General features: G+C 69.6%; 18 protein-coding genes. 17 read left to right on the plus strand and 1 reads right to left on the minus strand.

Translation table 11 applies throughout. The features are described 5' to 3' along the window. The 17 genes from LBC97_08880 to LBC97_08960 form a co-directional block, all read left to right on the plus strand. Positions 1–467: IS5 family transposase (locus tag LBC97_08880; protein MDR2566152.1), on the plus strand; the 467-nt coding region annotated here is incomplete at its 5' end. An 84-nt stretch (positions 468–551) separates the two neighbouring features. Next, positions 552–1,685 carry a DUF4982 domain-containing protein gene (locus tag LBC97_08885; GenBank protein ID MDR2566153.1) on the plus strand — a complete coding sequence of 378 codons (1,134 nt, stop codon included), beginning with the start codon at positions 552–554 and terminating at the stop codon, positions 1,683–1,685. A 33-nt stretch (positions 1,686–1,718) separates the two neighbouring features. Beyond that, positions 1,719–2,210, plus strand: a complete 492-nt coding sequence (locus LBC97_08890) for a MerR family transcriptional regulator (GenBank protein ID MDR2566154.1) — start codon at positions 1,719–1,721, stop codon at positions 2,208–2,210. Further along, entirely contained in the window at positions 2,210–2,929 is a 720-nt protein-coding gene (locus tag LBC97_08895; GenBank protein MDR2566155.1) for a carboxymuconolactone decarboxylase family protein, read from the plus strand. The genes LBC97_08890 and LBC97_08895 overlap by 1 nt, the downstream gene beginning before the upstream one ends. Positions 2,930–2,933: 4 nt before the next feature. After that, on the plus strand, positions 2,934–3,491 hold the full coding sequence (locus tag LBC97_08900) for a hypothetical protein (GenBank protein ID MDR2566156.1): 558 nt from the start codon (positions 2,934–2,936) through the stop codon (positions 3,489–3,491). Between the two features lie 59 nt (positions 3,492–3,550). Continuing rightward, positions 3,551–4,045, plus strand: coding sequence for a flavodoxin (locus LBC97_08905; protein ID MDR2566157.1), 495 nt, complete (start codon positions 3,551–3,553; stop codon positions 4,043–4,045). A 34-nt stretch (positions 4,046–4,079) separates the two neighbouring features. Continuing rightward, positions 4,080–4,970, plus strand: coding sequence for an aldo/keto reductase (locus LBC97_08910; GenBank protein ID MDR2566158.1), 891 nt, complete (start codon positions 4,080–4,082; stop codon positions 4,968–4,970). Positions 4,971–4,988: 18 nt separating this feature from the next. Further along, the gene (locus tag LBC97_08915; GenBank protein ID MDR2566159.1) at positions 4,989–6,008 is read left to right on the plus strand and encodes a zinc-dependent alcohol dehydrogenase family protein; all 1,020 of its coding nucleotides are present in this window, start codon (positions 4,989–4,991) and stop codon (positions 6,006–6,008) included. Between the two features lie 421 nt (positions 6,009–6,429). Further along, the gene (locus LBC97_08920; protein MDR2566160.1) at positions 6,430–7,440 is read left to right on the plus strand and encodes an AraC family transcriptional regulator; all 1,011 of its coding nucleotides are present in this window, start codon (positions 6,430–6,432) and stop codon (positions 7,438–7,440) included. A gap of 173 nt (positions 7,441–7,613) precedes the next feature. Further along, complete coding sequence (locus LBC97_08925; GenBank protein MDR2566161.1) at positions 7,614–8,552, plus strand: bifunctional DNA primase/polymerase; 939 nt, start codon at positions 7,614–7,616, stop codon at positions 8,550–8,552. Beyond that, positions 8,549–9,259 carry a helix-turn-helix domain-containing protein gene (locus tag LBC97_08930; protein ID MDR2566162.1) on the plus strand — a complete coding sequence of 237 codons (711 nt, stop codon included), beginning with the start codon at positions 8,549–8,551 and terminating at the stop codon, positions 9,257–9,259. The genes LBC97_08925 and LBC97_08930 overlap by 4 nt, the downstream gene beginning before the upstream one ends. Further along, positions 9,252–9,635, plus strand: a complete 384-nt coding sequence (locus LBC97_08935; GenBank protein MDR2566163.1) for a hypothetical protein — start codon at positions 9,252–9,254, stop codon at positions 9,633–9,635. The genes LBC97_08930 and LBC97_08935 overlap by 8 nt, the downstream gene beginning before the upstream one ends. Before the next feature lie 71 nt (positions 9,636–9,706). After that, positions 9,707–10,519 (plus strand): hypothetical protein, encoded by an 813-nt coding sequence (locus tag LBC97_08940; GenBank protein ID MDR2566164.1) that lies wholly within the window; start codon positions 9,707–9,709, stop codon positions 10,517–10,519. Between the two features lie 2 nt (positions 10,520–10,521). Further along, positions 10,522–11,592 carry a ParB N-terminal domain-containing protein gene (locus tag LBC97_08945; GenBank protein ID MDR2566165.1) on the plus strand — a complete coding sequence of 357 codons (1,071 nt, stop codon included), beginning with the start codon at positions 10,522–10,524 and terminating at the stop codon, positions 11,590–11,592. A gap of 112 nt (positions 11,593–11,704) precedes the next feature. Next, the gene (locus LBC97_08950; GenBank protein MDR2566166.1) at positions 11,705–12,382 is read left to right on the plus strand and encodes a hypothetical protein; all 678 of its coding nucleotides are present in this window, start codon (positions 11,705–11,707) and stop codon (positions 12,380–12,382) included. 7 nt (positions 12,383–12,389) lie between these two features. After that, positions 12,390–13,562 carry a M23 family metallopeptidase gene (locus LBC97_08955; protein ID MDR2566167.1) on the plus strand — a complete coding sequence of 391 codons (1,173 nt, stop codon included), beginning with the start codon at positions 12,390–12,392 and terminating at the stop codon, positions 13,560–13,562. Between the two features lies 1 nt (position 13,563). Then, positions 13,564–13,821, plus strand: a complete 258-nt coding sequence (locus tag LBC97_08960; protein ID MDR2566168.1) for a DUF6112 family protein — start codon at positions 13,564–13,566, stop codon at positions 13,819–13,821. Between the two features lie 153 nt (positions 13,822–13,974). On the opposite strand, the gene LBC97_08965 is transcribed toward LBC97_08960, so the two are convergent. Continuing rightward, a complete protein-coding gene (locus LBC97_08965) occupies positions 13,975–14,307 on the minus strand; it encodes a hypothetical protein (protein MDR2566169.1) in 333 nt (110 codons plus the stop codon). Between the last annotated feature and the right edge of the window lie 150 nt (positions 14,308–14,457).

Genomic DNA, 14,457 nt, shown 5'->3' on the forward strand with positions numbered 1-14,457 from the left:
TCGACTCCGCGTCGGTCAAGGGCGCCCCCACCGTCGGAGCCCCCACCAGGGGATACGACGCCGGGAAGAAGGTGTCGGGCCGCAAACGCCACATCGCGGTGGACACCATGGGCCTCCTCATCTGCGTCCTGGTGACCGCCGCCAACGTCCAAGACCGGGACGGCGCCAGGCCCCTGCTCCAACTCCTGGCCGCCGGGACGCGGTTGAAACTGGTGTGGGCCGACGGCGGATACGCCGGCGAGCTGGTCGACTGGTGCCGCCAGGCCACCGGCCTGGCCCTGGCCGTCGTCAAGCGGACCGAGCAGCACAAGTTCGTCGTGCTGCCGCGCCGCTGGGTCGTCGAGCGCACCCTGGCGTGGATCGCCCGCCACCGCCGCTGCGCCAAAGACTACGAGATGCTCCCCGCCTGCCACGAAGCCTGGGTCCGCTGGTCACAAATCCGACTCCTCCTCAAACGACTCGAATAGGTTCCCAAACAGGCACTAAGGGAGCGGCGGCCCGCCGATCCGTCCGAGGACCGCGAAGAGGCCAGTTCGGGGAACCTCGTGGGGGTGGTGAACATACTGCTCGGAGCGTTGGAGGCCGTTTTCCCGTTGATCATGCGCTTCCCCCGGGTGGACCGGCGCGCACGCGGCGCGTTCGCCGCCCTCGATGTGGCCGGCTACAACTACATGTACTCGCGTTACAGGTCCGACGCCCGGCGGTACCCCGAGCGGGTGATCCTCGGTACCGAGACCGCTCCCACCGAGACGGTCCGCATCTGGCGAGAGATAGACGATCTGCCTTCGGTCATCGGGGACTTCGTGTGGGCCGGTTGGGACTACATCGGCGAGGCCGGGGTAGCGGTGCGGGAATACGGGCAGCCCACGCGGCTGCACCATCCATTCCCGGCGCTTCTCGCCGGCGAGCCGGTGATTGACATCACCGGCCGGCGTCAGACACAGTCTTACCTCAACGAGATCGCCTGGCGCCGGCAGAGGGGCCCGTTTATCGCTGTTCAACCCGTGAACCATTCCGGGGAGAAGCAGTCCCGGACACACTGGCGTAGCACGAACTCCATCCGAAGCTGGAGCTGGGAAGGGTGCGAAGGCCGCCCCGCGGTCGTCGAGGTGTACGCCGACGCGCATCGTGTTGAACTGCTCCTCGATGGAGCACGTGTCGGGGAGCGCCGGATGAGGCGGCGTGACGAGTTCCTCGCGACGTTCACAGTTCCGTATCGCCCCGGCCGGCTCGCCGCAGTCGCCTACGACGCGGAAGGAAGGGTGGTGGGAACCGACGAAGTGTCCAGCGCCACCAGAGTGTTGCAACTCGCTGTGGCCTCTGATCGCGCCGAACTCATCGCGGACGGCGCAGACCTAGCGCACCTGGAGATCGCCCTGACCGATGACGTCCAGACCGTCCGTCCGCTCGCGGACAGGACTGTCGAGGTGTCGGTTCGGGGGGACGCCGCGCTCCTGGGCCTCGGCAGCGGCAACCCCATCACGCCGGAATCCTTCTCCTCCCCACGCCACCGCACCTACAACGGCCGCGCGCTCGCGGTCATCCGCGCGGGCGCCGCTCCAGGCGCTTGCGACGTGACGGTTTCGGCAGAGGGCTGCACCCCGGTAGACCTCCGGATCCCCGTGGTGTCCGTCCCGCAAGACCCGCACGGGGCCGCCTCGACGCCCAAGAGCAGGTGGCCTTGACTTCAAGCGCTTGAGGTTTCCTATTCTTCTATCATGGAGACTTCCGCCAACGGTGAGACTTCCGCGCCGGTTGGCCGCCGCCGGGGCGGGTACGCGATCCGGGATGTGGCGCGGGCGACGCGGCTGTCGGAGAGCGCGTTGCGCTACTACGAGTCGATTGGGCTGACCCCCGCCGTGGCACGGGACCAATCGAGCGGGCACCGGGTCTACAGCCAAGAGGACTTGGACTACCTGGACGCCGTGGCGTGCCTTTCGGGCACTGGAATGCCGATCGAGGACATGCGCGTCTACCTGGGCAACGCGCTGCGTGGGGCGGCGGGCGCTTCGGAGCAGATCGGCCTGCTGGAGGCGCAGCGCGACCGCCTGGACATGGAAGCCGAGGCTCTTCGGGTCAGGCGTGAGTACGTGGAGCTGAAGGTCCGCTACTGGCAGGCGGTGGCGGCGGGGGACGACACGGAGGCGGCCGGCATCGGCGAGCGGGCCAGGGCGGTGGCGCAGGACGTGAAAGGGACAAGGGGCAGCTGATGGCCAAGGTCACAGCCGGACGTGACGCGCTGGGAGAGTTCGCGCCCAAGTTCGCCGAGGTGAACGATGACGTGTTGTTCGGCCAGGTGTGGTCGAGGACGGCGGAGCTGCCGGCCAGGGACCGGTCGCTGGTGACGGTGGCGGCGCTGGTGTCGGGCGGGAACTTGGAGCAGCTCGGCCACCATTTGGGGGCGGCCAAGGCCAACGGCGTGACCGCCTCCGAGATCGCCGAGGCGTTGACCCATCTGGCGTTCTACGTGGGCTGGCCCAAAGCGTGGTCGGCGCTCAGCCGCGCCAAAGAAGTGTTCGCCGACGGCGGGCCGGTCGCCCCGGCCACGGCTTTCCCCCTCGGCGAACTGGTCGCCCAGGACTGGTTCACCGGCAAGGCGTGGCTGGCTCCCTTGGCGGGACAGCCCGGCCCGGAGTCGGTGACGGTCGGGAACGTCACGTTCGAGCCGTGCGCCCGCAACCATTGGCACTCCCACTCGGTCGGCCAGATTCTTCTTGCCACCGCCGGGAGGGGCTACGTCCAACTCGACGGCGAGCCCGCGCGGCTCTTGCGGCCCGGCGATGTGGCCCAGATCGGCCCGGACGCCCGCCACTGGCACGGCGCCGCCCCCGACGCCGGGTTCACGCACCTGGCGATCACTCGCGGGGAGACCGCCTGGTTTGAGCCGGTCACCGACGGGCAGTACACCCAGGCGACCGCCGAGGGATGACGCCATGAGACGGAGAGCAAGCCGCATGGCCGCGGCGCTGTTGGCCGTCTTCGTGGCGGGGTGCTCCGTGCCTGCGCCCTCGGACCCGGCGCCTTCGGCATCGGTCTGGGCACCCTCGCTACCCGTCCCGCCAACTGATGCCGCCGCCGTGACGGCTCCGACATCGACCGCCGACCCCAGCCCCGCGGCGGAAACGGAGCACGCCATGCGGCTCAGCCTCGCCGTGAACGGCCAGAGCCTCACCGCCACGTTGGTGGACAATTCGTCCACGCGGGCGCTGCTCGATCTGTTGGGCAGCGGTCCGCTGACTCTGGACATGGACGACTACGGCGGTTTCGAGAAGGTCGGCCCGCTCGGCACGACCCTGCCGCGCAACGACGAGCCGACAACGACCGGGCCTGGGGACCTGATCCTGTACCAGGGCGGCGCTTTCGTCATCTACTACGCTCCCAACTCGTGGGACTTCACCCGGCTCGGCCGCATCGATGATCTGACCGGCGACGAACTGATCGGCCTGCTCGGCCCCGGCCCGGCCACCGTGACGCTTTCTCTGCCCGATTGACTTCAAGCGCTTGAGGTTTCCTAGGCTAGGCGACAGGCAATACGAGTGAAGGAGAAGTCATGGGAACAAACTGCGGCGTGGTGGCCTTTTTCTCGGCCACCGGCGCCACCGAACGGATCGCCGACCTGATCGCCGAGGTGGTTGGAGTGGACGTGTACCGGATCACGCCCGCCCAGCCCTACACTTCGGCGGATCTTGATTGGCAGAACCCGCGCTCCCGGTCGAGCCTTGAGAACGCGGACCCGGCGTCCCGTCCCCCGCTGGCAGGCCCCGCGCTCGACATGACCGCCTATGACACCCTGTTCCTCGGTTACCCCATCTGGTGGGGGCAGGCTCCGAAGGCCGCGCTCACGTTCCTGGAGTCCCACGACTTCGGCGGCAAGACGGTGGTGCCGTTCTGCACGTCGGGCTCCAGCCCGGTCGGCGCCAGCGACACCGACCTACACACCCTCACCGACGGTTCCACGACCTGGACTCCAGGCATCCGCTTCCCCAGCGGGGCGTCCGCAGCGAGCGTCGGACGGTGGATCGACGGGCTCGGCCTGCCTGCTTGACTTCAAGCGCTTGAAGTTTCCTAATGTGAGCGCCATGACTCAACCGCCCATCCTGGCCCTCAACAATGGCGTCACGTTGCCCGCCCTCGGCTTCGGCGTTTTCCGCACGCCGCCCGACCAGGCCGTCCAGGCCGTCCTGACCGCCCTGGGGACCGGCTACCGCCATATCGACACCGCCGCCGCGTATTTCAACGAGCGCGAGGTCGGCGAAGCGATCCGGCGTTCCGGCCTGCCGCGTGACGAGGTGTTCGTCGAGACCAAGGTGTGGGTCTCCGACTACGGCTACGACGAGACCCTCCACGCCTTCGACAAAGCCACCGGAAAACTCGGCCTCGACCGCGTCGACCTGCTGATCCTGCACCAGGCCGCGCCCAAGGCGTTCGACCAGACCATCGCCGCCTACCGGGCGTTGGAGAAGCTGCTCGCCGATGGCGCGGTGCGGGCCATCGGCGTGTCCAATTTCAAGCCGAACCGGCTCGACGCCCTGTTGGCCGAGACGAGTGTGGTCCCGGCGGTCAACCAAATCGAGTTGCACCCGTACAACACCCAGCCCGCCCTTCAGGCGTATCACGCGCGGAACGGCATCGTGACCCAGGCGTGGTCCCCGATTGGCGGGATCACGTTCTATCCGGGCTTCTCCGACCCCAACGACCCGCACAGCACCCTGGACGACCCGGTGCTGGCCGCCATCGGCCAGACCCACGGCAAGACCCCGGCCCAGGTCATGTTGCGCTGGCACATCCAGCAGAGCCGCTCCGCCATCCCCAAGTCCGTCCGCCCCGAACGCATCAAAGAGAACTTCGACATCTTCGATTTCACGCTGACCGCAGACGAGTTGGCCCAGATCGACGCGCTGGACGACGGCGAGAAGTTCAACCCTGAAAACCTGGACTTCTCCCAGTTCGGCGGCATCCCCGAAGCCTGACCCTCAAGGAGGAAAGCCATGTACGGAACCATCCTGCACGCCCCTGGCGACGTGCGCTACGTCGAACGCGACGATCCGCAGATCGTCGAGCCGACGGACGCGGTCATCCGGGTGGCCGCGACCTGCATCTGCGGTTCGGACCTGTGGCCGTACCGGGGAACCGACCCGGTGGTGGACCTTCCGATGGGCCACGAGTACGTCGGCGTGGTCGAGGAGATCGGCGCGCAAGTCCACCAGATCAAAGAAGGCCAGTTCGTGGTCGGCTCGTTCTGGTCCTCGGACGGGACGTGTGAGATTTGCCGGGCCGGGTACGAGTCGCACTGCGTCAACCGGACGTTGATGGGATTGATCGGCACCCAAGCGCAGTATGCCCGCATTCCGTTGGCCGACGGCACCCTAGTCCCCACCCCGGCGCTGCCGGACGACGATCTGATCCCGTCGCTGGTGGCCGCCTCCGACGTGCTGGGCACTGGCTGGTTCGGCGCGGTCGCCGCCGAGGCCGGACCAGGCAAGACGGTCGCCGTTGTCGGCGACGGTGCGGTCGGCCTGTGCGCGGTGCTGGCCGCGAAGCAGTTGGGCGCGGAGAGGATCATCGCCATGTCGCGGCACGAGTCCCGCCAGCGGTTGGCGTTGAAGTTCGGGGCGACCGACATTGTGACCGAACGCGGCGACGATGGCGTGGCCCGGATCAAGGCCATGACTGGCGGGCTCGGCGCGCACAGCGTGGTCGAGGCGGTCGGCACCCAAGAGGCGATGACGCAAGCCATCCGCGCGACCCGTCCCGGCGGGCACACCGGTTTCGTCGGCGTCTCCCACGGAGTCGCCATCGACGGCATCGAACTGTTCGGCTCCGGCGTCCACCTGCACGGCGGCCCCGCCCCGGTGCGCCGGTTTCTGCCCGACCTTATAGGGCGCATCTGGCGACGCGAGATAGACCCCGGCCAAGTCTTCGACCTGACCCTGCCGCTATCCGAAGTCGCCGAAGGCTACAAGGCCATGGACCAACGGCGCGCGGTCAAAGTGCTGCTCCAGCCTTGACCGTTTGCGAACCCGCCCCAGCCGTAGCCGCAGGTCATACCCGGCGGCGCGCCGTGGTCTGCGCGCTGCGGGCAATCAGCCCAGTCGGCGCGGAGACCGGCTCTCACACGCCAGCCCCGTTCCGCGAGAACCCTGTTGGACGCCCGCGGCGACCCCGAACTCGACGCCACCCGCCTCGAACAACCCAACCGCAACCCCGAAGACCCGCCCGCCTGGGACAGCAACCCGAAGGGAAGGCAATACGCCACTCCCAGTGGCAGTGGCCCGACGACCGCCTGGCGACTCGACGTCCTCCGCCGGGCGTGGGGTTCTACGACCTCGTGTCGTGTAAGCCCCGAGATTGGGCCGCCAGCAGGAGCATCGGTGTCCAGCTGCACGCGATGCCCCGCGCCTGTGACGCGGGTCCACCAAGTTGGGGCGCGTGATCAGGAGCGCAGAGCCCGGCGCGGTTGGGCGAAGCCCCAAGAAGTTCGTGGTAGAGCCGGGTGTTCAGTTCTGCGCCCAGGTGGTCACTCAGCGCAAAGCCCACGTGCCGGTCGCCTACGACTGGTTGAAGATGTTAGTCGTCTTGGAGGGTGACGGTTACATCGTTTTCAGCGATGTGCGCCGTCCTCAGCGCGTGCGCGCGGGCGACGTCGCCGTGCTCATGCCGGGGGTGCCGTGCGCTATCGTGCCCGACTGGCAGGTCAAGTTCACGCGGCTGTTCTTGTCGATGGGATTCCTGGTTGACAAGACCAGGGCAGCGCACTATCCCGATGCACTGGACCGGCGGGCGGCGGCGATCCTGGCGAACGTCGAACTGCCGGTCGCCGGCCAGGTGGTGCGGTTGCGAACGGATGTGGCGACGGTCGGGCAGTGGCTGGGCCGGTTGGACGAGTTCACCAGGAACCGGAGTATCCGGCGGAATTGGCTGACCGCCGAGGCTATCGTCACGGCCACCCTTGGGGAGGTGGTTCCGTTGTTGAAGCGGGAGAAAGGGTCTCGCTGGCCGCATCGGCTGCCGGACAGGTCGCGGCGGGCGACCCTGGCGGACATGACGGTTCTTCGCCCGCTGTCACCTGAGATCGAAGAGGCGCGCCGGATTCTGCAAACCAACTACACGACGGGAATGACGATGGCCGAGGTCGCCGCAGCGGTCTACCTGTCGGAGAGCCGTTTCTACGCGGCGTTCAAGGATCAGATGGGCAAGACGCCTCTGGCTTATGTGCAGTCGTTGCGGGTGCAGTGGATGTGCCAACTTCTCGCCGGGACGGACATGAGCGTCGGGGAGATCGGGCGGCTGGCGGGGTGGGACTCCCCGGACGCCGCTGGGCGGGTGTTCAAGGCGGCGGTGACGATGTCGCCGACCCGGTGGCGTGAGACGTTCGCGCCGCATATCGATCCGGCGGATTGCGTGTTGCGTCCGTTGGATTCTCTTGTGTTCGAGCAGTAGCTCTTCTGTTTCCGCCGACGTTCTGGCGTCATGGATGGCGCGCACCGCGCCCCTGAACGCCGGTTCCGGCGGCTCCTTTCCGGTTAGTTCTCCCGCCCGCCCGGTCGGCGGTTCGGGGACGCGGCGCGCACCTGGCAGACGGCAGCGAACCGCGCGAACCGGAGGACGAGAACATGGACTGGAAGGCCCACGACGAGCACCTGGCGGTGGTCGCCGCCCGGATGTCCGCGATCAGGCGGGCACAAGGCTGGCCGACCGCGCTGGCCGCCCTGACCTTGGCGCGCTCCGGCGTGCCGGTGTTCCCCTGCGAGCCGGGCGGGAAGAAGCCGTTGACTCGCCACGGCTTCCTGGACGCCTCGACCGACGCGGGCCGGGTGGAGGCGTGGTGGCGTCGCCGTCCGGAGGCGAACATCGGCGTGCCGACCGGTGCGGTGTCCGGCCTGGACGTGGTTGATGTGGACGTCCGCGGCGGCGGCTCCGGGTTCGACCGGTTCCGGCAGGCCAACGCCCAGGGGGTCGGCGAGGACTGGGCGATGGCGGTGCGGACCCCGTCCGGCGGCATGCACTACTACTATCCGTCCAACCCGCAGGCGCCGCGCATGTCGTGGGCGCGCGGCAGCGCCCACGTCGACTTTAGGGGCGCGGGCGGTTACATCATCGTCCCGCCGTCCCAGATCGAGGTCGACGGGACGCCGGTCAGATACCAGGTGCTCCGCGTCCTCCCGCACGCCATGCCGGTGGACGCCGGACGGCTGCGCGACCTGGTCGACCCCGAGGCCGCCCGGCGGCGCATGGCCACGCGGGTCACCCCAGGACGGGTGGCGGCCACGGCCCAGGACTCGGCGCTGGCCCGGTGGGTGTCGTCGCGTCCGGAGGGCGAGCGGAACACCGGATTGTTCTTCGCGGCGTGCAGGCTCGTGGAGGCCGGGCGGCCCTTCGACCACACCCTGGCGGCGCTCGCCCCCGCCGCCCAGCGGGCGGGCCTGCTGGATCGTGAGATCACCGCGACCGTCCGATCCGCGTACCGGCGCGCCCACGCTGCCTCAGCGCCATCGGCCCCGGTGTCGCCGTCGCGGCCTGGGCCGGCAACTGCCGCGGCGGTGGTGTTGTGAGCAGACCAGGCGACCGGCGGGTGTCGGGTTGGGTTGCGGCCATTGGGATCGCCGGCACGGTGTTGCTGGCGGTCGGGGCGTTCTCATTGTCGTTCACGTCGCTGATCCACTTCGCCGTCCGGTTCGGGATCGACCCGGCGCAGGCGTGGGAGTGGCCGCTGATCGTGGACGGCGTCATCGTCGTCGCCACCGTCTCGGTCGTGGCGTTGGCGGGGAGGCGGGGAACGGGCTACGCCTGGGCGCTGCTGGCCGCGGGAGCGCTGATGTCGGTCGCGTCGAACGCCGCCCAGGCGTGGCGGCTCGACACGGAGTCCCCGCTGATCGCAGCCGCCGTCGCCACGGTCCCGCCGGTCGTCCTGCTGGCCGCCACCCATATGACCGTCATCCTCACCCGGTCTGACCAGGAACCAGCCGCCGCGCAACCAGCGCCACCTCCCACATCCGCCATCGCGCCGCCGCCGGTCTCCGCGCCAGAGCTCGTCACAGTCCAGAGGAAGCCGTCTTCGCCGCCGTCTGCGCCCGGCGCGGACGCGGCTGGGGACGGGGAGCGCACCTGGCTGATGGGGAAGGCCCGCCGGATGCGGGCCGACGGGTGGAGCGTCGCGGAGATCGCCGACGACCTGGGCAGGTCGATCGGCACGATCCGCCGCTGGCTGAAGACCACCGACCAGGCCGGAAACGAGACGACTGGAGAAGACGATGAGTGACGACCCGCGAGACCGCCGCCAACAGATGGCCGCAGCCGCCGAGCGGCCCAGGCCTGCCGCCGAGCAGGAGCCAGCGGCGTTGGCCCGGCATGGCGACCCCTCGGCCAAGAAGGCCGACTCGAAGCAGGCCGCTCGGGGCAAAGGGTCCGGCATCGAGTGGGTGCGCGTGTCGGACATCCTGGCCGGGCGCGGGCAGCGGCTGGCGGACCTTCACGCCAGCGGACAGACCCGGCTGGTCAAGCGGATGCGTCACGGCATTGCCCGCGCCGCCACGTCGAGGCGCGGCGCGGCGAACGCCTCCGCGCCGAACCTGCCGCCGGTCACCGCGTTCGGCTCCACCCCGCCGCAGTCGTCCGCCCAGGCGGTGGGCAGATGACCAGCCAGACCGCGACACATGCAGCGCTCGGAGAAGCGCCGCGCACCTGCCAGGCGAAAGGAGGTCATCCCATGACCCAACCCCGAGATCCTTCCTGGGACCGTTTCGCCGATCCCGACTATCTGCGTTCGGCGCTGCTGCGCATCCATCAGAGCGACGACGGGTGGCGCACCGACCCGGAGGCCGACGAGTTGATACGATACGCCGCCGACCGGTTCGCGGGGCTGGCCCGAAAGCACGGCTTGGAGGAGACCGACGCCATGTCGGTGGCGTTCGAGGCGATGCGGAACCCGGCCACCCGGTACGGGGCAGCCGACCCGTGGGGTGTGATCGTCCACGCCGTCGCCACCACGTTCCGGGCCTGGCAGTTCGCCGAGGAGGCCCTGTGCTCGGTCGACACCGCCCGCCGGGGCGGCCTGTCCGGCTGCCGCGCGGAGCGGATGTGCGAACGCGACCAGGTGCCCCTCGACTGCGACCCGGCGTTCACGCAGGCCGACCCGGAGGCTCCCGGCGGCTGGGACGGGCCGACCGTGTACCAGCAGGCCCGGCACGTCGCCGGGCTGCTCGCCCGCAACGGCTGGCCGTTCGACTCCGCTCTGTTGGCCGTCGAGGTCGTCCTGCGCAAACTGGCCGACTCCGGGTCGCGCCCCTCGGCGTATGAGGCGTTGCGGCGGGACCGCAGGTGGCGGTGCGCGGCGGGCATCCCCGCCGCCTCGTGGACCGGCCTGCTGCGCCTGCTGCTGGGCGCCCCGTCGGAAGCCGCCGCCATGACATCGACCGGGAAGGGCCTGCTGCTGCGGCTCGCTTTGGACGAGGACGTCGAAACCGACCCGGCGGTCGCAGCTGCCATCGCCTTGATCGCCCCAGGCGGCGGAAGGGCATGATCGTGGCGGCGGACAATCTCGGCTTCGAGTGGGCGGTCGACTCGATCATGGTCGGCGCGCGGCACCGCAAAGACTTGGGCGACTTGCAGCCGTTGACGGACTCGATCTCCCAGCACGGACTGATCCAGTTGATCACCGTCACCCCTGACGGGGTCCTGATCAGCGGCGCGAGGCGGCTGGAGGCGATCAAACGGCTGGGCTGGAAGACGGTGAACGTGTGGATCAGGACGGGCCTGTCCGACCGGCTCACCGCGTTGATGGCAGAACGGGACGAGAACTTGTCGCACAAGGGGTTCACGAAGACCGAGTTGGCTGAGTTGTACGAGGAGTTGAAGGACGTCGTCGCCGAGGAGGCCGCCCGCCGCCAGCAGGCCAGCCGTTTCGGGGCCGAGCCGGAGACCGGCCCGCCGGGCGGCGCCGCTAATCTAGCGGCGCCGTGGGAGGGACGCTACGACTCCCGCCGCAAAGCCGCCGACATGATCGGGACCGGCGCGTCCCACATGACGATGGAGAAAGTCCTGGCGATCAAGCAGATCGCCGCCGACACGACCCGCCCCCAGGGGCTGCGGGACCAAGCCGCCGAGGCTGTCGCGGAGATCGACGCCGGAGGGCCGGTCGACCCCCAGTTCCTGCGGCTGCGGTCCCTGGTCCGCATCGACGACCTGGAACGCATGGCCGCCGACGCGGGCGAACCAGACCCGGTCAGGGGGGCCGCGAGAGCCGGGGCGATCCTGCTGCGGAAACTGGAGGACACCCAGCCGATGACCCCAGCCGACCTGGACAAAGCGGCAAAAGCCGCTCTCGACCGGGTCAAAGCCGCCCGGCGGGGCCGCAAACCTGTCCCCGAACCCAAACCGGCGAAGCCGGAGCCGGGGCCGAAGACCCGGTCGGTGAAACAGTTCATCTGGACGTGGAACGAGATGAGCGACTGGCCGCAGGAGTACGACGTCGCCGCCGTCGCTGAAGCCCTCTCCGACAAGCAGTGGCAGCAGTTCAAAAAGACCATGGCCGACGGCCAGGCCTTCCTCGACCGGGTCGCCGCGGCCAGAGCCGGACTCGGGCTCAGCGCCTGACGACAACACGGGCAGCGGGCCGCCCCCATCGCGGGGCGGCCCGCATTGGTGTTGGCGGGGGCGGCGCACCTGGGTTCTTGACAGACCAGCCGAGCCGAGGAAGAGGAACCCGATGCGCCACACCGACCCAGACCAATACCATGGCCACAGACCGTCGAAGAGGCTCGGTGCCGTCCTCGCCGTCGTGGCCCTCGGCGCGGCCGTCGGCGTCGGAGCCTACGGCCTGCTCCTCAAACCACGCTCGGAGCCGCGGCCCCAGCCCGCGCCCACGGCTACGGCCACGGCGTCGCCAGCGCCCACCCCGGCCATGACGCCGCCCCCGGCGCCGCAGCGCGACCCGGAGGCGTTCGCCACCAGGGTCGCGCATCTGCTGTTCGACTGGGACACCCTGGCCACCAGCCCCGCCGCCATTAAAGAGACCCTCATCGGATTGGCCGACCCGACCGGCGACGAGACCGCCGGACTGGCCTCCGACCTCGGCAACTACCTGCCCGACGCCACCACCTGGGCCAAACTGCGCCGACACGGGACCCGTCAGAGCCTCGACATCGGGTCGGTCGCCGAGCCCGCCTCGTGGCAGACCGCCCAGGCCGACGCGCAACCGGGGGCGATCCTGCCTGGCACCGCCGCCTACACCATCGCCGGCGCCCGCCACCGAGAAGGCGTCTGGCAAGACCAGCCCACCAGCAGCGACCACGACGTGTCGTTCACGGTCTTCGTCACCTGCGCCCCGTCGTTCCCGGAATGCCACCTGATGCGCCTGTCCCAACTGGACAACCCGCTGAACTGAGGCACCCGTGAAGAAGACCGCGCTCGTTCTGGCCGGGCTGCTCATGGTCGGCCCAGCCCTGCCGCTCCTCGCGGTCGCCTGCCTGATGAACCCGGCCGCTAAAGCCACCTGCGCCACCGTCACGCTCACCGTGGGGGCGATCCCGGAGTCCCTCACCGCCACGGACAGCGCCGGGGTGTCGGTCACGCTGAACCGGAAACAACTCGGCCACGCGGCCACGATCATCACCGTCGGCGGGCGCACCCCCGGCGTCGACCGCGACGGCGTCGTCATCGCCCTGATGGCCGCGCTGACCGAGTCCCGGCTGCGGATGCTCGCCAACACGTCGGCCTACCCCGAATCCGCCGACTACCCGAACGACGGCGACGGGTCCGACCACGACTCCCTCGGCCTGTTCCAGATGCGCCACGCCTCCGGCTGGGGAACCGTCGAACAACTCATGGCCCCCGTCTACCAGGCACGCGCCTTCTACGGCGGGCAAACCGGACCCAACCACCCATCGCCCCGAGGGCTGCTCGACATCCCCGACTGGAAGACCATGCCCAAAGGAGCCGCCGCCCAAGCCGTCGAAGTGTCCGCCTACCCCGACCGGTACGCCAACTGGGAACCCGTCGCCAACACCATCCTCGCCGCGCTCACCAGGCCCGCCGCGCCCAACAACGGCGGCGGGACAGCGGACCCGAGCGTCCCGGAGACCGGGAGCGTCGTGTTCCCCCTCCCGGCGGGAACATGGGTCAAGACGTCGGGCTTCGGGATGCGCGTCAACCCCGTCACCGGCGTGTACACCCTCCACGCCGGAACCGACTACAGCGCACCCGACGGCACACCGATCCTGGCCGCTGCCGACGGCACAGTCACGTTCTCCGGGCCGCGCGGCGGTTACGGCAACGCCATCCTGATCAACCACACCGTCGACGGCAAGCTGGTCGCTTCCCTTTACGGGCACATGTGGGACGGCGACCTCTACGTCAAAGCCGGGGACCGTGTCGTCGCCGGGCAGCACATCGCCGACGTCGGCTCCAACGGACGTTCCACCGGCCCCCACCTGCACTTCGAGATCCGCCCCAACAGCGACTACAACGAAGTCACCGACTCCGACGTCTGGCTCGCCCAGCACGGCGCGGCCACCATGACCGACCCGACCGCCAACGCGGGCGGCTGCTACACAGGAGGGAACTGATATGGCCCCAGACTTCTCAGCCGTCGGCGGCAACACTCTCGCCGCCATTGTCGGGGCGCTGCTCACCATCGTCCTGATCGCAGCCGTCGCCTCCCTGATCGCCTCCGCGATCTGCTGGGCTGTCGGCGAAGCCCAAGGCAACTACCAGATGGCTGCGAAAGGCAAGACCGGCGTGCTCATCGCCCTCGGCGCCGCCGCTGTCGCCGGGGCGGGCGTCTCATGGGCCAATTTCTTGATCCACGTCGGAGAGCAGTTCTAGGCCTCCCGCCTCTGTGAGCCGGCCAGGGCGGATTGCAATTCGCGGCAGACGAGGGCTGGTCGGCGGGTGGCGCTCTCGGCGCGGCCCCGCCTGCACCTCGCGCAAGTCATCCTGGCGCGGAGGATTCGGGTGCCCAAAACCACAGATGTCGGATCATTGCTGGGCCGCCGGTTCCGCCAGGCGGGGCCGTGAGGTCCGGGACAGCCTGTCCCGGGCGAGCATCGCGACTCCCCATGGGCCGATGGCGAGCAGCCGCATTCCGTCGACGATCAGGACGACCACCGCGAGATGCAGCCAGCCGCTGCCGCCACGGCTGATCACGCTGGTCAGTGTCGCGGCGGCGAGGAAGCAGAGCAGGCCGAGGGCCGCGGCCGGGACGGCCCATCTCAAGGGATGCGCGCGGACGCGGGGGATGAGCTTGCTGGCGGGGGTGTGGCCCCACAGCCGGTAGAGGGCGGCGGCGAGGCGGATGCCGAGTCGGAGCATTGTCGTGCCTTCCGTGTCGTGCTGGTCGAGGCAGTCACCTGGGTTGGCCCCGGTGGAGCCGGTCGTCCGTCTTCGTTATCCCCGCTCGCCTTCGGCGGGGCAAAGCCTCTGGCCAACACAATGCCCGAACGGGCGTGGGGCAGTCCAGCG

It is taken from the genome of Bifidobacteriaceae bacterium, from assembly GCA_031281585.1.
Taxonomy (GTDB): Bacteria; Actinomycetota; Actinomycetes; order Actinomycetales; family WQXJ01; genus JAIRTF01.